20 protein-coding genes and 2 pseudogenes are annotated in these 17,011 nt (G+C 46.8%); 5 read left to right on the forward strand and 17 right to left on the reverse strand.

What is annotated here, in order from left to right:
- Nucleotides 1–3 precede the first annotated feature (3 nt).
- From KNO61_RS03910 to bglA, 7 genes and pseudogenes are all read right to left on the reverse strand, one after another.
- A complete protein-coding gene (locus KNO61_RS03910; protein WP_214813147.1) occupies nt 4–957 on the reverse strand; it encodes an alpha/beta hydrolase in 954 nt (317 codons plus the stop codon).
- Nucleotides 950–1,504 carry a helix-turn-helix domain-containing protein gene (locus tag KNO61_RS03915; RefSeq protein ID WP_214731496.1) on the reverse strand — a complete coding sequence of 185 codons (555 nt, stop codon included), beginning with the start codon at nt 1,502–1,504 and terminating at the stop codon, nt 950–952. The genes KNO61_RS03910 and KNO61_RS03915 overlap by 8 nt, the downstream gene beginning before the upstream one ends.
- Nucleotides 1,505–1,634: 130 nt before the next feature.
- Nucleotides 1,635–1,859, reverse strand: a complete 225-nt coding sequence (locus tag KNO61_RS03920; RefSeq protein WP_370149069.1) for an excalibur calcium-binding domain-containing protein — start codon at nt 1,857–1,859, stop codon at nt 1,635–1,637.
- 152 nt (nt 1,860–2,011) lie between these two features.
- Nucleotides 2,012–2,818, reverse strand: a pseudogene (locus KNO61_RS03925) (SDR family oxidoreductase).
- 105 nt (nt 2,819–2,923) lie between these two features.
- The gene (locus KNO61_RS03930) at nt 2,924–3,247 is read right to left on the reverse strand and encodes an ArsR/SmtB family transcription factor (RefSeq protein WP_074037016.1); all 324 of its coding nucleotides are present in this window, start codon (nt 3,245–3,247) and stop codon (nt 2,924–2,926) included.
- A gap of 69 nt (nt 3,248–3,316) precedes the next feature.
- Nucleotides 3,317–4,126, reverse strand: a complete 810-nt coding sequence (locus tag KNO61_RS03935) for an MBL fold metallo-hydrolase (protein WP_251026312.1) — start codon at nt 4,124–4,126, stop codon at nt 3,317–3,319.
- A gap of 90 nt (nt 4,127–4,216) precedes the next feature.
- The gene (bglA, locus tag KNO61_RS03940; RefSeq protein ID WP_214816894.1) at nt 4,217–5,653 is read right to left on the reverse strand and encodes a 6-phospho-beta-glucosidase; all 1,437 of its coding nucleotides are present in this window, start codon (nt 5,651–5,653) and stop codon (nt 4,217–4,219) included.
- Between the two features lie 136 nt (nt 5,654–5,789).
- Between bglA and KNO61_RS03945 the strand changes: the two genes are divergently transcribed.
- Nucleotides 5,790–6,500 (forward strand): GntR family transcriptional regulator, encoded by a 711-nt coding sequence (locus KNO61_RS03945; RefSeq protein ID WP_214684284.1) that lies wholly within the window; start codon nt 5,790–5,792, stop codon nt 6,498–6,500.
- A 49-nt stretch (nt 6,501–6,549) separates the two neighbouring features.
- On the opposite strand, the pseudogene KNO61_RS03950 reads toward KNO61_RS03945, so the two are convergent.
- The 10 genes and pseudogenes from KNO61_RS03950 to KNO61_RS03995 all read right to left on the reverse strand — a co-directional run bounded on the left by KNO61_RS03950 (nt 6,550) and on the right by KNO61_RS03995 (nt 13,741).
- A pseudogene (locus KNO61_RS03950) lies at nt 6,550–6,993 on the reverse strand (NUDIX hydrolase).
- Between the two features lie 43 nt (nt 6,994–7,036).
- The gene (locus KNO61_RS03955; protein ID WP_214684286.1) at nt 7,037–7,549 is read right to left on the reverse strand and encodes a hypothetical protein; all 513 of its coding nucleotides are present in this window, start codon (nt 7,547–7,549) and stop codon (nt 7,037–7,039) included.
- 200 nt (nt 7,550–7,749) lie between these two features.
- Nucleotides 7,750–8,484 (reverse strand): hypothetical protein, encoded by a 735-nt coding sequence (locus KNO61_RS03960; RefSeq protein WP_214684288.1) that lies wholly within the window; start codon nt 8,482–8,484, stop codon nt 7,750–7,752.
- A 15-nt stretch (nt 8,485–8,499) separates the two neighbouring features.
- Nucleotides 8,500–9,561, reverse strand: a complete 1,062-nt coding sequence (locus KNO61_RS03965; protein WP_214872644.1) for a DUF58 domain-containing protein — start codon at nt 9,559–9,561, stop codon at nt 8,500–8,502.
- Between the two features lie 2 nt (nt 9,562–9,563).
- Nucleotides 9,564–10,487, reverse strand: a complete 924-nt coding sequence (locus KNO61_RS03970) for an AAA family ATPase (protein ID WP_214684292.1) — start codon at nt 10,485–10,487, stop codon at nt 9,564–9,566.
- Nucleotides 10,484–11,257 (reverse strand): hypothetical protein, encoded by a 774-nt coding sequence (locus tag KNO61_RS03975; RefSeq protein WP_214684294.1) that lies wholly within the window; start codon nt 11,255–11,257, stop codon nt 10,484–10,486. Before KNO61_RS03975 ends, KNO61_RS03970 begins: the two co-directional genes overlap by 4 nt.
- A 159-nt stretch (nt 11,258–11,416) precedes the next feature.
- Complete coding sequence (locus KNO61_RS17465; protein WP_214684296.1) at nt 11,417–11,584, reverse strand: DUF3916 domain-containing protein; 168 nt, start codon at nt 11,582–11,584, stop codon at nt 11,417–11,419.
- On the reverse strand, nt 11,536–11,907 hold the full coding sequence (locus tag KNO61_RS17440; RefSeq protein ID WP_371816583.1) for a DUF3916 domain-containing protein: 372 nt from the start codon (nt 11,905–11,907) through the stop codon (nt 11,536–11,538). The genes KNO61_RS17465 and KNO61_RS17440 overlap by 49 nt, the downstream gene beginning before the upstream one ends.
- Nucleotides 11,904–12,371 (reverse strand): DinB family protein, encoded by a 468-nt coding sequence (locus KNO61_RS03990; RefSeq protein ID WP_214684300.1) that lies wholly within the window; start codon nt 12,369–12,371, stop codon nt 11,904–11,906. The genes KNO61_RS17440 and KNO61_RS03990 overlap by 4 nt, the downstream gene beginning before the upstream one ends.
- A 107-nt stretch (nt 12,372–12,478) precedes the next feature.
- Entirely contained in the window at nt 12,479–13,741 is a 1,263-nt protein-coding gene (locus tag KNO61_RS03995) for an NCS2 family permease (RefSeq protein ID WP_214684303.1), read from the reverse strand.
- Between the two features lie 282 nt (nt 13,742–14,023).
- On the opposite strand from KNO61_RS03995, the gene KNO61_RS17345 reads away from it, so the two are divergent.
- From KNO61_RS17345 to KNO61_RS04010, 4 genes are all read left to right on the forward strand, one after another.
- Nucleotides 14,024–14,146: a hypothetical protein gene (locus tag KNO61_RS17345; protein WP_255349577.1), complete on the forward strand. Its 123-nt coding sequence runs from the start codon at nt 14,024–14,026 to the stop codon at nt 14,144–14,146.
- Between the two features lie 370 nt (nt 14,147–14,516).
- Nucleotides 14,517–15,077: a VanZ family protein gene (locus KNO61_RS04000; protein ID WP_214688737.1), complete on the forward strand. Its 561-nt coding sequence runs from the start codon at nt 14,517–14,519 to the stop codon at nt 15,075–15,077.
- 19 nt (nt 15,078–15,096) lie between these two features.
- Nucleotides 15,097–15,777, forward strand: coding sequence for a response regulator transcription factor (locus KNO61_RS04005; RefSeq protein ID WP_214872645.1), 681 nt, complete (start codon nt 15,097–15,099; stop codon nt 15,775–15,777).
- Nucleotides 15,767–16,900, forward strand: coding sequence for a sensor histidine kinase (locus KNO61_RS04010; RefSeq protein ID WP_251030097.1), 1,134 nt, complete (start codon nt 15,767–15,769; stop codon nt 16,898–16,900). The genes KNO61_RS04005 and KNO61_RS04010 overlap by 11 nt, the downstream gene beginning before the upstream one ends.
- The last annotated feature ends 111 nt before the right edge of the window (nt 16,901–17,011 follow it).

A 17,011-nucleotide genomic window follows, 5' to 3' on the forward strand; every position in this document is an offset into this window, starting at 1 on the left:
TCGTCATGATACCCAGTCGTGGCACTTTAGCCATTCATGAAGTTGGTGGTGAAGCTCGGGATGGAGTGGTTCACTGAGTTGTGAACGATATTGCTTTTTCACGTCCAGAATGCTCATCTCACCATCGAAATGTTTCAACATATGGTCCATGTCCTTAATCTTTTGAACCTCGATATGCTCAACGTGAAGTGCATCGAGCTCATCTAGATGTTCGACGGCCGTTTGAACGTCCCGATTTCCTGTCAGTGCGAACGTCGGAATGTTCAATCGAACTAATCGTTCCCGAAGTGACACGTCTGCGTGTGCAAGATGCTCCCGTAACCATTTGGCAGGGAACTTCATCAGCTGGATCCGCATCGTATCCTGATCCGTTGCTGTGACGCGCTCGAACAGTTTTTGTTGTTTCCCGACGACCGACTTCTCATTCAAGCTAAAGCGAAGCAGTTTACCCTTGATCCCTTTCGTACGTTTCACTTCATCGAGTAAGGCATGCGCCTGTTCCTGCATGCTCGTCTTCAAGGCGACACCGGCACCAGACAACAGGATGAGACCAGAAACGGATTCACGTTCTGCTGCGAGTGTCGCGACGATACATCCTTCGCTATGGCCGAGCAATAAAACGTCTTGTGAGACATGCTCATGAGATTTCAGATAACGGACGACCGCCGACACGTCATCAACGAGTCCTGTCAGACCGACGCTATGTCGATTGCCACCACTCTTGCCAATCCCCCGTTTGTCATAGCGTAATGTGATGAATCCTTGTATCGTCAGCCATTCTGCTAAGTCTTTATACAAGTTTGACTTGAAGCCGGTACCGTTTCCGTCACGGTCCAATCCTCCCGTCCCTCCGATGAGGACGATAGCTGGAAAGGACGACCGTTCCTGATCGGGTGTCGTTATGGTGGCAGCAATGGTTGTTTTTCCTTGAATCAACACCTCTTCTTGTTTAAACATCATCCATCTCCTCCTTTTCTTCGACCGGCATGAACGCGTACGAGAATTTTCGTAACTTCCGTTTTTCGGACGGTTCATGCTCGAGCACTCCCTCTAAGAGATCATAGAGACCTTTTAGGAATCGATCACTTTCGGTATCAGACAGATAAAGCGGGATACTTCGGAACCCAATTTTGTCTTTCTGGAGGTCAATCGAGTCTCGCTTCAGATAGTTCCCAAAATCCATCAGTAGTGACATCGTGAACGTATAACAGACCATGTACAGTTGCTCTCGGTCTTCCTCCTCAACAATCTTGTTGATACTAGTTAAAGGATTGTTTTGAATCGCATACACTTTCTCATACACCCCGCGAACTTTATTTTCGCTCATGACAGATAAAATCTCGTCTTGTACCATTTTGTTGATATGGCGATAGAGGCTCGCTTGAGGAACATCGGGAAGTGCTTTTGCTAAGTCTCCGGTCGTGACTCCTTCATTCATCAGAACGTGTTGAAAGATTTTCATACGAATCGGGTTCAATAAACTTTTTAAGACATCTTGATTCATTGATTCCACCTCGATGTTATCATATTTGATAATATTATTATTTATGATAATATCATGTGGTCGAATCGTTGTCTATGTCCATACAAAAAGCCGCCCTCGTATGGCGGCTGATTCGATGCATGATATATGATCACCGTTCACAGGCGATTCCGTCTTTGTCGCGGTCTTTTGATTGATTCGCGTCATATAAGGCTTTATTGACATAAGGTTTATAACGCGTCTTTCCACCTTTGTTTTTGGTCGTCTTCGATTTGGCCACGCCCCCTTTATACACTTTGTTCATCTCCGTGCAGTTTTTGAAGCGTTTCGCCGCAGCATCGACCGAGTCTGTCGGTGTTGCCGTCAATCCAATCATAAGAATGAACGTCGATAATGCCAGTGAGACTTTTTTCATCAAACCCCTCCTCTTACAAGTTATATCGGGTAAATTTGTGTGATATTTATCATTGAATGAGTGGATAAAAAATTCTTTCCGACACTGATGAAGTTCATAAGAGATATTTGATGTTAATTTTTCTCTACGACACGTCGCACGATAGAGAAGAATACTTGGTTCGGCAGATAACGCTTCAGCGCGATCAACAGTCCTGCTTGTTTACCCGATGGATAGCGGAGACGCTTCTTCCGGTCGGTCGCTGCACGCCAAATCGTCTCGGCGACGACGTCCGGACCTTCAGCGTTCGCACAAGCGGCATTCGTGTTATGGAGTGCGACTTCTGTATAGTCATCATATACATCGAGCGGTTGGTCACGCACGAGTTCTTGGGAACGACCGTAAAAGTCTGTTTTAATCGGCCCCGGCTCAATCAATTTCATGCCGATATTGAACGGTGCCAACTCGAACTGAAGCGATTCGATGAATCCTTCAATCGCCCATTTTGAACTGTGATACAAGCTATAGATTGGGAATGTGATCTGTCCACCGACGGAAGAAACGGTTATGATTCGACCGCTCCGCTGTTTGCGGAATTATGGGAGTGCTGCCCGAATCACATTCATGACCCCGAATACGTTCGTATCAAATTGCCGCTGAATCTGTTCGGGAGAGGCTTCCTCGAAAATTCCGACCGCTCCGTATCCAGCATTTTTCAACAACACATCCATCGTTCCATGATCCGAGACGATTCGTTCAAATGCCTCTCGGATACTCGTCTCGTTCGTCACATCTAGCTGATAGAGCGACACCCTTTTCAGGTTAGACAGTTCTTGATGGTCTTCAGGTCTTCGCATCGTCGCGGCGACATGCCAGCCTCGTTTGCTGAACAGTTCGACCGTTGCCCGACCGATTCCGCTCGATGCTCCTGTGATGACGATGGTTTGTTTTTGCTACATATCCATTCTCCTTTAATGTTTATATGTTTAAACCTTTGAACGTATTAGTGGGAAAGAAGCCTTTCTCTCTGTTTCCAAAAAGAAAGGTTATAAGATACATTCATCTTCAATCGCACGTGTCAGTGCCTTCAGCAGTCCGACCGCGTTCTCGAGCGTCAGGAAGTAAAAGTTCTCTGTCCCGACTTTCTCTGATGAGACGATGCCCGCTTGTCGAAGTAGTTTGAGATGATGCGAGATGGCCGGTCGAGACAACTCAATCTTCTCATCAATCTGATTGACGTTTAAGCGTTCATGTTTGGCGATCTCGACGATGATGCGTTGACGATTGACATCGGCTAATACTTGGAACAATGGAATCGCATCTTCAAATAAAGATAACGAGACTTCGGGTGTGGCATCTGGTTGTTTCATATTCATCACTCCGTTTAAAAGTTTAAACGTTTAATCCTGCACTAAGAATACTAGGTGTTTTACCTTCTGTCAACGAATTTGTTCGTAGATTTCTCGAAGAATGCTTGCAATCATGTGTCTCGAGTCATAATCCCGCTTGGAGATTTTGACGAGCGGCGATGGTTCGGGGAAGAGCTGGGCATTGATGTCGTCAATGTTGTAGCCCGCTGCAGTTTTTGTTATCACGTTATCAGTCAAACGTTCTAGATAATCGAGCTTTTTGGTCAGTTGCTCCCTTCCCTGTTCGAGATGCCCGGCGTGTTGGCAATAAACTTCCTCGAAATTAAGACTCAGAACACGTTTGAGAGAACGAATCTGTTCAGGTACCGACTCCTCCGGAATCATCACCTTCGGATAAGGATGGACGAACAAATCACCCGAGAACAGCCGACCGTTCTCCTCGTCGTATAAGACGACGTGATTCGGTTCATGACCAGGTGTATGGATTACCTGATAAGTATGATGTTCTGATGTGATCTGATTGTCATAATAGGCAATCGGCTGAAACGGTTCCGGGTCTCCTGAGAAGTGTGCCCGATAATCTGGGATATCTAGCCCCGTCCGGCACATGTCCCTGGCGGATTCTCGTATGTAAATTGGGACACCGTATGACCGTTCAAGCCAGGCTGCCGTTCCGATATGGTCTTCATGGGGGTGCGTGATGCTGACAAGATCGATTGGAACCGACTCATAAAACGGTTGAAGTTCGGGTAGCATCGTGCGTGTTCCCGTATCGATGAGCATCCCGTCGATATAATACACATACATCGACATCTCGAATGGACCGTTCTTTACGTTGGCACAAACAGCCGTCACCGGTCCATAGTTCTTTATTTGCATCATGCGTCCCTCCAATTTTTCACTTTTCTTCATTATATCGAAAAAAAGCAAAGACCTGCAGACATTTCACAGTTCTTTGCTCACCCTTATTTAGAGATTCTCTCCATTCGTCGCAATGACCTGTTTGTACCAGTCGAACGAGTCTTTCTTCATCCGCTCCATCGATCCGTTCCCTTCATTGTCACGGTCGACGTAAATCATTCCGTACCGCTTCTTCATTTCTCCTGTCGTAAACGAGACGATGTCGATGATGCCCCAAGGTGTGTAACCAATCAAGTCGACCCCGTCATAGAGGACGGCTTGCTTCAATTGTTCGATATGGGCCTTCAAGTAATCGATTCGGGCTTTGTCATGAATCTTTCCGTCGACAATCTCATCGACGGCACCGAATCCATTCTCGACGATGAAGAGCGGAATTTGGTACCGGTCATAGAGTCGGTTGAGTACATAACGGAGTCCGACCGGGTCAATCGCCCATCCCCAGTCACTCGACTGGATATACGGGTTCTCGACCCCATTCGGCAGACCACCGTTGACGATATCGCCACTGTTGTCCGCGACGACGTCACTCTTCACGGTCGTCGACATATAGTAACTGAAACCGAGATAATCGACCTTTCCGTTCTGTAGGATTTCTTCGTCCCCTTCAAGGATTGGGATGTTATAGCCTTCCCGCTCGAACTCGTTCAAGGCGTAGCTCGGATAGAAGCCGCGTACTTGTACGTCCGGGAAGAAATAGCGTTGACGCATCATCTCTTCGGCGAGCATGACGTCATCTGGGTTTGATGAATACGGATAAATCGGTACGTGAGAGACCATCGCTCCAATCTCGAAGTCAGGATTGATGGCTTTCCCTTTGGCAACGGCGAGAGCGCTCGCAATCAGTTCATGGTGTCCGGTCTGATACATGACTTCGCGGGCGTTCTCCCCTTCTTCTAAGAGGACTCCCGAATTCGTCCATAAGAAGAGTGGATTGTTGACGTCCATCTTGTTGTTGATTTCGTTGAACGTCATCCAGTATTTGACCTTGTCTTTGTAACGGTCAAAGCAGACCTCAGCGAAGCGGACGAAATGCTCGACGACTTCACGATTTCGGAATCCCCCGTATTCACGGGCAAGATGGAGCGGCATCTCAAAATGCGACAGTGTGATGATCGGTTCGATGTCGTGTTTGAGTAGCTCATCGAACAAGTCATCATAAAATTGGAGACCCGCCTCGTTCGGTTCTGCATCATCACCATTCGGGAAGATGCGGCTCCATCCGATGGAAGTACGTAAACATTTCAATCCCATCTCAGCAAAGAGGGCCACATCTTCTTTATAACGATGGTAAAAGTCAATCGCCTCATGGTTCGGATAGAATTCATTCGGTTCGACCTTGTCTGTGATCCGGCGAGCGACGCCGTGTGCACCTGCCGTCAAGACATCGACGACACTCGGTCCTTTGCCATCAGCGTCCCAACCGCCCTCGAATTGATGAGCGGCAAGCGCGCCTCCCCATAGAAAATCGTTCGGTAATGTCTTCATTGTAAGTCCTCCTTCACATGAATCGTACACGTCAAGTATAATTGTACCGGTACAATTTAACAAGGTCGATACACTTAAACATTTTTTGTTTTCTCATGATATAATGAAATCAGTGACGAAAAAGTGAGGAATGACGATGCTAAAATACCAACAAATCGCAAATGAAATCGAACAATACATCCACGAACAAAACTTAAAACAAGGCGATAAGCTCCCTGTCCTTGAGCAGATGATGAATCAATATGCGGTGAGCAAAAGCACCATCACGAAAGCTTTAGAGCTGCTTGAACGAAAGGGTGTCATTTTTCAACTGCGGGGAAGCGGCATTTTCGTCAGACGACATAATCGACCTGGCTATATGAGCCTCTTCTCCACCCAAGGGTTCAAGAGCAATCTCGGAGACCGTATCTTGACATCTGATGTGATTGATGTGTCTGTCGTGAAGCCAGACTCGACCGTTGCAGAGAATCTCGGGATTGCCGTGTCGGACGATGTATATCGGGTCGAACGGGTAAGGTATGTGGATGGAGAGGTGCTCTGTCACGAGGAATCCTATTATGTGAAAGCTATCGTCCCCTATTTGAATCGTGAAATTGTGGCAGACTCTATTTTCGATTATGTCCAAAGCGCGCTCGGCGTCACGATTGGATTTTCTGACATGTATCTACAGGTCGGGCGATTGACGGAAAGTGAAGCGGAACACCTCGGATTGCAAGAGAATGACCCGACACTTCGCATCGAAACGATCTTCCATCTCACGAATGGGAAACCATTTGACTATTCCCGCATCACCTATCATTACACACATTCACAGTTCGTCATTCAGGCGAACGGGCCCTATATGTAAAGACAACCCCTCATGCGCGCATGAGGGGTTGTTTGTCGCAAGATGAATATCACTTCACGACCGGGAGATTAACCTGTTCGACCCAATCGTCAATGAACCGACGTTGATGTTGATGTAATCGTGGTAGGTCTTCTCTTGAGAAAAATCGATGTTCGTGACTTTCGTCTGTCAATTGAGCAATTTCTCCTGAGAATGAATGGGTGTAAAAGATGACTTGAACACTATAGACGCGATCACCGTTTTCATAATTGGCATATCCCTCATCACCGGAATAGATTCCGAACAGTTTCAAATTATCCACGGAGAGCCCCGTCTCTTCGAGAGTTTCACGGATGGCTGTCTATTCAAATGATTCCCCAGGCTCCATAACGCCACCGGGGATTCCCCAAACATGATGATCTTTTCGGTGTTGCAACAGAATTTGATTGTCCTGTTCGATGAGGACTCCACATCCTACAGTGATTAATAGATTCGATCCGATTAATTGACGCATATGCTGTATGTAACTCACTACACTACCCCTCTGTATTTAGAATTTAAAAAATCTTGATCTCCCCATTCACATGATCAATGAAATAGTACGTATCGTTAGCATCATGTGCGAGTATGAAATTTCCTAGTATATTTGGATGAAATTCAATAGTGAACGTCTCAAGCGTCTGCTCGTATGTCGGATATGAGAGGGACTGCCACACATTCTTCGCCTTCGGAATCTGAAGCTGAGGCAATAATTCGTCTTCAATCAATCCCTTCCAATCTGGGTTATGCAATATAAAGCGAAACACGTTTTCAAATGGAGCAAACGTCCCACATAAACCAAACGCCAATTTGATGGGAAACGCACCTCTAACCACATGTTCAAAAAATGTCTCAATTTGGACAATACCAGTTGTCGCGACACGTCTCACTTGGTTTCCTTGAAGCGTCAACCCGTCTTCGGAATAGCTCAGAATCCAATCACTCTCTCCTCTTAAGACGATGACCTCATTTGAAGAAAGCGTCAATTCCGACTCTAACACCTCACGATTTTTGATGGTTTTGGTCGTCACATGCTCTTCTTCCTGACTTTTAAAAGAGAAGCGACGTTTTCTCGCATCCCTTACAGTCCGCTTACGTTCTATAAGTAATGGAAACTGTTCATTCTCCAAATGGCGAAAAATCAAGTAGGTTGCTTCTCTGTCTCTCAATGCATGACTCGGTATGACCACTAAGTCTAGTGGATTATGATGATTGGATAAGTCTTTTGACATCATGTTGCTTTTCGTCTCTTGAGGAACCAATATCCGAATGGCAATATCGCTAACACAGTAAAGCCAATCAATCGGTTGGTATTCGATGTTGGCTTATTTGACTCTGTCTCATCCGAATGGACTGATGATGAGTCGCCTGCTCCACCTATCATTCCTTCTTCGGCATCCCCTTCAATCCTTTTATTCTCTTCAACCAAAAATACTTGAAACGCCTCAGTTGAAATCTCATCTCCGCTAATCATCTGTTTTGTATTAGATGTCAACGCCGTCAACATGTCCCCTTCGTAATCAAACCACGTCGACGCTTCTGAGTATTTCACGAGATTGCCTTTTACGTCCGTCAACGCTTTCGGAGTTTCTTTGTCAGAACCGAACGTTGAGAACGCATATGTACCCGCTGATCGTTCATATGTTCCGATCACGTTGACCGGTTCATCATCTTGAAAGACGGTCGCCACAAATTCTTTTGTTGGGACGAACGTACACGTTTCCCCCGTTTTGTAGCAAGAGGATGACGGGATATACGTCTCCAACAACGGACCGAACGTGATGTTCTCACTATCCGTCATATGATAATTAACCGGATCATCTCCCTGAATATGATCCATCACGATGTCATAAAAATATGCATCCGCAAAACGTTCCGCCGAGGACTCAGTCATCTCGGCTGATACGGTTGTCGTGCTTGCAAGTAGTCCGACACAACATATGAGTAAGCCCGTCATTCGTCGCATGTGTTTCTCCCTTCATCACCCTGAAGATTTCAGCAGCATCGCGTGATTGATGTGAATCAATTCAGCGTGAGGCTGTTTGTGACGACTGACATATGACGTGAATCGCGATGACGCAACAAACGCGTTCGATTCATGAATCATCGCCAGTCGGACGAGAATGAGCCGTAATTGTTTTCTTCCTTCTCCCAGTGTAACACGGTCGACTTGGTTGTTTTTGTCGAGTCGGTTGATTAACAGCTCCACTTTACAATCTTCTTTGATCAAGTAAGAGACCCAATACGCCGTCTGTTGAATCAAGTCTTCATATTGCGCATGGAGCCCGTTCCCGAGCGGACCGCTCAAATCAAGGGAAATCGTGAACGTGTCGAGATTTTGTCGTTCGAACACTTTTGCCTGTACATGACCGACCTTTGAAGTGGCGACCCAGTCAATCTGTTTAGCCGGTTCCTTCTCATATCGTTTTGCACTCTGAATCATCAACGGATCGTTCAGCGGGGAGTGCTTGACGATACGGTCACCCATCCGAATCATGCGAGATTCGGTGATTGGTGACTTCGTGATGGTAGGTAACACAACCCATGAGGGCATATCCATCTCCTCATCCGTGAAAAAAAGAGTACCTAAATAAAACGGTAAGGTGACACGCATCACACACATATGAATCGAAGCAGGTCCACGCTTCACAGCCGAGACGCTCACATGATGTATGTCCTGTTCGATCCTGGTGTCGTATGCCTGTGACCCGTCCTCGAATACCATCCGTTCATTACCCTCTAGTCGAATCAATAGCGGAACACCAAGGGCAATGATTCGCTCATACCCATCAATACGGACGATACATGATGTCTCATCGTCGATGAACAAGAGATCTTCTTTCTGCCGAATGGAAAATGAGACTTCGTTTGAAAGTGTTCGAATGATTCGTTTCCGGATGAACATGACGATTAATAATGCTCCGCATACATAAGCGATGGGCCATACATAAGGCATCCACATGGTGAGGAGACCGAGACTGACATAAGCCGGCCAAAGTTGGTCCTGAAGAATGGACGGTGTACTGATTTCGACCTGTCGCATCGTTACACCTTTTCGACGGGGACAGTTACGGACTCGAGTACGTCCACCAACACTTGTCGCTTCGTCGATTTGATATCCCCTTCAAGGGTGAGGGTCAATCGGTGCGAGAGGACATGTGGCGCAACGGCTTGAACATCTTCAGGCGTGACAAACTGACGGTCGTTCAAGTACGCATAAGCTTGTGAGGCCTTGACGAGCGCGAGCGTCGCCCGTGGGCTCGCCCCGACTTCGACTAACGGGTGTTGCCTCGTCTCGTGGATGAGTGCGAGCAAATACGTGACGACATCTTCATGAATCCGGATATTCTCGACTTCTTCTTGTGCTTCTAAAAAAGCTTCATTCGTCATCAAGGCATGCACTGTCTGTCTCGTCTTTGAAATCGTCTGCAGAATCAAGTTCCGCTCTTCGTCTGCCCCAGGATATCCGACTTGAAGAGACATGAGGAAGCGGTCGAGTTGGGCGTCCGGTAGCGTGAACGTTCCTGCCGACTCGATCGGATTTTGCGTCGCGATGACGAAGAATGGTTTCGGTAGTTGATAGGTGACGCCACCGATAGAAACTTGGCGTTCTTCCATCGCTTCAAGCAAGGCGGATTGCGTTCTCGGGACGGCACGGTTTACTTCATCGATGAGTAAAATATTCGTGAAGATCGGTCCGGTGCGGTTCTCGAACGTCTGGGTCTGCATATTGAAGAAGTCTGAACCGATGATGTCAGAGGGCAACAGGTCGGCTGTGAATTGAATTCGGGAGAAGTCTGCCTCAAAGCTTTTGGCGATGCTTTTTGCGAGTAACGTCTTCCCCGTCCCAGGTACATCCTCTAGCAAGATATGGCCGTTCGCCAATAGGGCTGTGCAACATAATTTTGTGATTTCTGGTTTACCGAGGTAAATGCGGTCTAATTGGTCCAATACGTGTCGGATGGTCATGAGTTCGACTCCTTTTGTGTGCGTAGTAGGTATTCATCAAGTTGTTGGGTGAACGCTCGCTCACGTTGTGGTGAGATGTTTCCATCATCATAACGTGTCTCTAAATAGGTAAGTAGGGATGCATCGAGCTCGATTCGTTTCGCCCAAGTCGACAACGTCTCAGTTGGGCGACGACGTTTATATGGAGGTAACGCTGCTTCGAATTGAATCAACTGCTTTCGGATAGCCGATGCTGGTAATGGATGAACCGTTCGGTTTATCTGCATCGACGCGTTGTCAGAAGTCACTAGCGAGTGATCCTCGATATCTAACTCTCCCGCCTCGCTTTGTTTCTTCGAATGGCGTCGTCTTTTCCAGAGCCACCATCCGAGCAAGATAATCATTCCGGTAATAATGAACGGGAGGTAGGAGACTCTGTTCGACTCTTCTGATGAGGGATTGCCGTAAGAAGGTGACTCGTCATTAATCTTTTCTCTTGGAGTTCCACCTTTATCGTCTGGAGCTTCACTAGAAGAGCCAAGCTCAACCCCTCGCCAGTCTTCTTCAATAATTTTGTCTTCCCCACACCAAAAATCAACATCCATCACTTCGAAAATCCCTAAAAACTTTCGTTTGTCATGACAGTCGGTGATCCAACTTGTCATCTCGCTCCCTGAGATATCTAATGATTGGTAGTAACGGTATCCCAGTTGACCGGAATAGGAGATGAGGGCGACAAGTAGCAAGGAGAAAAGAATTCCTGACACAAAAATCGTTTTGGCTTGTTTCATCGGTGTTTCCGCTTATGTATATTCAGTTTGATCGTTTTCATCTGACGTGACGGCTCCTCTCATAGTCTAAATCCTTTTTTTGGAAATAGGATTAAATGGATTATACCATGAACTTTTACGGAATATTCAGTTATTTTTAGACAAAAGAAAAATGCCCGTTCATTGAATGAGCATCCACACTTCTCTACCTTCACTCTCTTCATCGAATATCCACTCTTCAAATCCGTACACGCGAATATCTCGGTCACTACGGATGACCCATTGGTTGATAAACGTTTTTACATGTGGAATCGAGATCCATTTTTGGTGGGGTAAATCACGCCGCATAAACGATTATAACACCTCTTCATCTTGAACACGAGAAGCTCAGAGTTCCAGAATGTAGGAAAATCTAGCAGCACGGCAACTCGCATTCGCTCATCCACACGCAACTCTACTAGTCGTTTCGCTTCATCGAGCAGAGTATGGATGAGTGACTGTTTGATTTGGGCATTGTGTTGAATATCCATTAAAAAAGTTTGTCCGACCGGAATCTTGGCATACCAATACCCATTATGAAACTCCGTTGTAAAATCCTCATGATTTTCTTGTATATTGCGCTGAAGACGACTTAATTTTCGTTTTAGACCACGCACTTTCCGATGTCTCATTTCAGGATCGACTCGACTTGCTTCATATGGTGTCGGTCATGCTCGATGAACTCCCCGATGATTACATGTAACGAGTAGGGGACACCTTGATGCGGATCATGTGAGACGCCATTCGCTGTCGTTTTAAAAGTCAGCGCTTCTTCACTTAAGGACTCGAGCATGGTGATGAGTGTTCGTCGACTGTTGAGGGATTCTTTCAAAACCGCGTCACATGTCAATTTTTCCGCCCTTTTCGTCGCCCGTGCGTTGAACGAGTCAAAGTCAGGGAAGATCATTCCTTCACCGTTCTTCACCGATGGGATGATGACATTCAACAGATGATTGTCCCAATGGGCGATATGTAAGACGATTTGCTTTATGGACCATTTCTCAGAGTGAATCTGTTTATTCCACTCAGATTCACTCAGCTTTTCTAACGACTTGAGCCATTCTGTGTACGATGCGAATTCTTGAATAACTTGCATCCAATCTCCTCCCCGTTCTCTTCAAATTACTGCGATTATAGCACGAACGAGTCTTTTTCAAATCAAAAAAACGGCACCGTTCTTCATGAACGATGCCGTGCGTGTCTCTATAACCAGACTGGTAATGAGAAGAAAACTAAGAACAATACGGTCAAGACACCGATGACTGGACTGAGTGATCGGTAGCCCTTCTTGAACAAGATAATCATCGTGTACGCGATGAATCCGAGTCCGATCCCATCGACGATGGAATACGTGAACGGAATCATGATGATGACAAGGATTGCTGGGAAGGCATGTTCCCAGTTATCGAGTGGCAGATGCTTCACGTTCTGGAACATCATCATTCCGATGATGATCAACACCGGAGCGATCGCCGTCACCGGGATGATGGCAAAGAGCGGTAGCAATAAGAGTGATACCACATACAATCCAGACGTGACGAACGAAGCGATACCGCCTCGCGCCCCGACCGATATTCCGGCAGCCACTTCGACCGTCGAGACGGTCGGGCTTGACCCGAACATGGCCCCGGCCATCGTCGAGAGACCTTGTGCGACGAGACCTTTCGGCGCCTCTTCTTCTTTGCCGATTGCCCGTGTCTGATTCTGAATCAAGCTGATGTTTTCAATCAACAAGACGAGCGTCAGCACACCGACCGCGACGAAGAAGAGTGGAGACGCAGATTCCGCGAACGAGATGTTCCCAAATACCGTGCCGAACGATTCGAAGAACGGTGTCAACGCGAAGCTTCCCGTCCAATCGAGTGTTCCCATCACGGCACTGAGTCCGACACCGAAACCGATCGTCCAAAGGAAGCTACTCGGCCCCATCTTCAAGAACAGTAAGATGGCGACGAAGAGTGATAAAAAGGCCACCTGGACGTTACGCTCTCCGAGGTCACCGATGTGAAGCAATGCCCCACCCCCACCTGAGACAATTCCTGCCGCCTCAAGACCAATCAAAATGAGGAAGAGACCGAGACCGACCGTCAATCCGTCATGAATGATCGGTGGAAACGCGTTCGCCAATTTCCTAGCCACTTTGGTGACCGTCAACAATACGACGAGTACACCTGAGACGAACGAGACGGCGAGCGCGCTTTGCCAACTCAATCCCATCTGTAGGACGAGCGTGTACGTGAAGAGCGCATTAATCCCCATTCCCGGTAACAAGAGAAGCGGCAGATTGAAGAATCCCGCAATCAATGTCCCGATGATGCTTGTCAAAATCGCTCCGACGAGCGCCCCCTCGAACGGGAGTCCGGCTTGTGTCAAGATTGCCGCATGCACGGCCGGGATGTATGCTGTCGCCAGAAAGTTCAGCACGCCCCCGTATGTTTCTGTTTTCCATTCTGTTTGTTTTGCCATAGGAATCAATCCTTTATTGGCACCCTCACCCACCCGTGTATACACACGAGATTGATTATATCCTGTCAGACATCTAACAAGCAAGAGTGATTCGACTCAATTCCTTCTTTGGACCCATTCATGAGACCGTTTCCATCAAAAGATTCATTTTATAAAACAGGAACGTTTGTTCTTGTTTTCAGCGCATTTTTGCGAACAAATCTGTTATAATGAAGAAGCAGGTTAACGCAGCAATAGTGGGGTCAGCCGCCAAGTCCACAATGGAGGAAGGCGGTGGTGCGGATGGAACAACTTTGGACCTGGGTTGGGGATTATGTCATGATCCCAATCCTCGCTCCGATCATCGTTCACTTGGTGATTCACCGAACATCCGATCGTGCAACGTCTGAACGCACAAAAAAATGACCCCCTCGGCGCAATGAGATGGGTCACTTTCTGATTCACTAACCATTGTGGCGGCTGGGACCACTCTTAAAGTGGTAGCCTGTAAGCCAGAGGCCGGTGTGTCCAGCACCGGTCTCTTTCTACTTGCATCATATCATACTTGTTCCCATTTTTCAGTAACAGAAACACAAAAACGGTGAAGTTGACGTGACGAATGATAGCTGTCCGTCCGACATCATTCAGAGACCACGTTTCTAAGCCCGTTGTTCAACAGTTCGAGGCAGAGCAAAGCGCTTTGCCTTTTTTAGATTTCATTTATGACTCCTTTAAGAATTCTTTAAATCTGCCATCTACAATGAAGACAGTTCAAATTCTTAGGAGGTTCATTCCCATGTATAATCAGAATTATTCAGTTATGTTCACAATCGAATCAAGGGTCGTTCTCATCCCACTCGCCATCCTCGGACTCATCACGTTACTCGTCTGGTCGTTTCGCAAGAAACATGTAAAAGCCGCACAAACTATTTTACTTCTATCATTCGGGATATACTTATTAGGCGTCCTTCACTTCGTGTTTTTCCCGATTGACGTCAATTTAGGAAAGTATGCGAATCAAGTTCCGTGGTGGAGAACGATTAATTTTATTCCGATTTTGACCATCGATGTGTATTCATTTGTGCTGAATGTCGTGATGTTCCTCCCGTTCGGCTGTTATCTTCCATTTTTGAAACCGTCGATCACGAAAAAAGAAGTACTTAAATTAGGATTACAGTTTAGTCTGATCCTTGAATTGATTCAATTATTGGTGCGCACGACACTAGGCAGTGGACGAAGCACGGATGTGAATGATTTATTGGCAAATGCGTTCGGGGCGCTCTTAGGGTTCTTACTCGTTCGCTTCGTCGTCCAATACGCCCCGTTCCGACGTTTGTATCAGAATTTCCAACTTTAATTCGCGAGGGAGTTTCAGCATGACAAAAATCTTGTTAGTGGATGATGATGTCCAAATCGCAGAACTGATTGATGTGTATGTAAAAAATGACGGGTATCACACGACGATGGCAACCGACGGGGAAATGGCGCTTGACTTGTTCAACCAAGAATCGTTTGACTTAATCATTTTAGATTGGATGATGCCTCGGATGGATGGGCTTGAATTTTGTAAGCGGGTGCGCCAGACGAGCCAAATTCCGATCTTAATGGTCAGTGCCAAAGTGGGTGATATGGATAAGATATTGGGATTGACGACGGGAGTCGATGACTACATCATCAAACCGTTCAATCCGCTCGAGTTGATGGCACGTATTAAAGCATTGCTGCGCCGTTCAAACTATAACCGACCAAGCGAGTCCTCAAGTGTACAAGCTGGCCCTTTCCTCATCGATCGAGCCAGCCACACCGTCATGATACAAGAGCAGACGATTCGATTGACTGCACGTGAATTTGAGATTTTGTATTTACTGGCGAAACATAAAGGCCGGGTGTATAGCTCTGAAGAAATATTTGAGGCTGTCTGGCAAGAGCATGGGGTCGGGTCGAACCAGACGGTGATGGTTCATATCAGTAACATCCGCGAGAAATTACATGCTGTCGTGCCACATGAGGTCATCATTCATACGGTGTGGGGAGTGGGATATAAAATTGAGACATAATATCTGGCGCGTCATCACGTTCATCCCGATGTGGAAACGTCTGCTGTATGTAGTTATTGCTTTCGGGGTCGCCACATTGAGCGGTATGCTGTTACTGCCTGTCGTCTGGTACTTTGAAGAGTCATCACGATTTATGGAGAGTCTGATCATCGTGTTGTCGTATTTCCGTGAAGGTGTGTTCTTCCTATTTTATAGTTTGATGGTCGCCGTTTGTCTTGTGTTGATTTATCAATATGAGCGTAAACGATATTTACAGTTTCACATTGAGCGGATGACTTCACTTGTCGAAGAACTCCACGCCGACCGTGATTCGGTTGAACCATCTGTCCCGCCAGAGCTAGAACGATTGATGGCAACCGTACGCGCCATCTCGGACAGTGCGGCAAAAGCGGAGCAGGAAGTGCTTCAAGCGGATCGGTTGAAACATGAGCTCGTGACGAACGTCGCCCACGACTTGCGCTCCCCCCTCACGTCAATCACGGGTTATCTTGACTTGATTCACAGCGACCGTTACCGGGACGAGGTGGAGTTGCGTCATTACATCCAAGTCATCCATGAGAACGCGACCCATCTGAAAGGCTTGATTAACGATATCTTTGACTATACATTTCTGCAAAACGACCGGATCGCCCTCCAGACAAGCGAGGTCCGTCTCGATGAATTGCTCAATCAGCTCATCATGCAGTCGACGTTACGTCTCTCGGAAGTTGGAATGGAAGCTCGATTCAGCTCCTCAGCCGAACGTCCCATCGTGGAAGGGGATGCGTTGAAGCTCGTCCGTGTGTTTGAGAATATACTCGAGAATGCGATTCGTTACGGGCGTGACGGAACGTATATCGATATGTTCATCGATGATACGGATGAAGCGGTCCTTATCAACATGACGAACTATGGCGAGGAGGCCATCCCCTCCCGTGATATCCCTTACGTGTTTGAGCGATTTTTTAGAGTGGAACAGTCACGTGCGCATTACACCGGTGGATCAGGTCTCGGTCTCGCCATCGCCAAGTCCATCATCGATTTACACGAGGGCGAGATTCACGTAACGAGCCAACCAAGAGAAACAACGTTCACAATCATTCTCCCAAAAGTCTCTCCTCATGCTGTTCATGAGAAAGCATGACCCGTGTGACCTACACGCGCAATGCTTTTTTTCGTGCTCACGCAAAAGATGATCAACTTCAAGCTCATGATTGTGCGATTGCATGAAGACGATATAAAAAGACAAGCCCAA

The sequence above is a fragment of the Exiguobacterium sp. s140 genome (assembly GCF_018617035.1).
Taxonomy (GTDB): Bacteria; Bacillota; Bacilli; order Exiguobacteriales; family Exiguobacteriaceae; genus Exiguobacterium; species Exiguobacterium profundum.

Coding starts and splice junctions, on each gene's coding strand:
- KNO61_RS03930 (WP_074037016.1), bottom strand. CDS start 3,247: ATGAAACAACCAGATGCCACACCCGAAGTCTCGTTATCTTTATTTGAA.
- KNO61_RS03975 (WP_214684294.1), bottom strand. CDS start 11,257: ATGAAACAAGCCAAAACGATTTTTGTGTCAGGAATTCTTTTCTCCTTG.
- KNO61_RS03990 (WP_214684300.1), bottom strand. CDS start 12,371: ATGCAAGTTATTCAAGAATTCGCATCGTACACAGAATGGCTCAAGTCG.
- bglA (WP_214816894.1), bottom strand. CDS start 5,653: ATGAAGACATTACCGAACGATTTTCTATGGGGAGGCGCGCTTGCCGCT.
- KNO61_RS03970 (WP_214684292.1), bottom strand. CDS start 10,487: ATGACCATCCGACACGTATTGGACCAATTAGACCGCATTTACCTCGGT.
- KNO61_RS03935 (WP_251026312.1), bottom strand. CDS start 4,126: ATGCAAATAAAGAACTATGGACCGGTGACGGCTGTTTGTGCCAACGTA.
- KNO61_RS17465 (WP_214684296.1), bottom strand. CDS start 11,584: ATGCGGCGTGATTTACCCCACCAAAAATGGATCTCGATTCCACATGTA.
- KNO61_RS04005 (WP_214872645.1), top strand. CDS start 15,097: ATGACAAAAATCTTGTTAGTGGATGATGATGTCCAAATCGCAGAACTG.
- KNO61_RS17440 (WP_371816583.1), bottom strand. CDS start 11,907: ATGAGACATCGGAAAGTGCGTGGTCTAAAACGAAAATTAAGTCGTCTT.
- KNO61_RS03965 (WP_214872644.1), bottom strand. CDS start 9,561: ATGCGACAGGTCGAAATCAGTACACCGTCCATTCTTCAGGACCAACTT.
- KNO61_RS03910 (WP_214813147.1), bottom strand. CDS start 957: ATGTTTAAACAAGAAGAGGTGTTGATTCAAGGAAAAACAACCATTGCT.
- KNO61_RS03960 (WP_214684288.1), bottom strand. CDS start 8,484: ATGCGACGAATGACGGGCTTACTCATATGTTGTGTCGGACTACTTGCA.
- KNO61_RS03920 (WP_370149069.1), bottom strand. CDS start 1,859: ATGATTGGATTGACGGCAACACCGACAGACTCGGTCGATGCTGCGGCG.
- KNO61_RS17345 (WP_255349577.1), top strand. CDS start 14,024: ATGGAACAACTTTGGACCTGGGTTGGGGATTATGTCATGATCCCAATC.
- KNO61_RS04000 (WP_214688737.1), top strand. CDS start 14,517: ATGTATAATCAGAATTATTCAGTTATGTTCACAATCGAATCAAGGGTC.
- KNO61_RS03945 (WP_214684284.1), top strand. CDS start 5,790: ATGCTAAAATACCAACAAATCGCAAATGAAATCGAACAATACATCCAC.
- KNO61_RS03995 (WP_214684303.1), bottom strand. CDS start 13,741: ATGGCAAAACAAACAGAATGGAAAACAGAAACATACGGGGGCGTGCTG.
- KNO61_RS03915 (WP_214731496.1), bottom strand. CDS start 1,504: ATGAATCAAGATGTCTTAAAAAGTTTATTGAACCCGATTCGTATGAAA.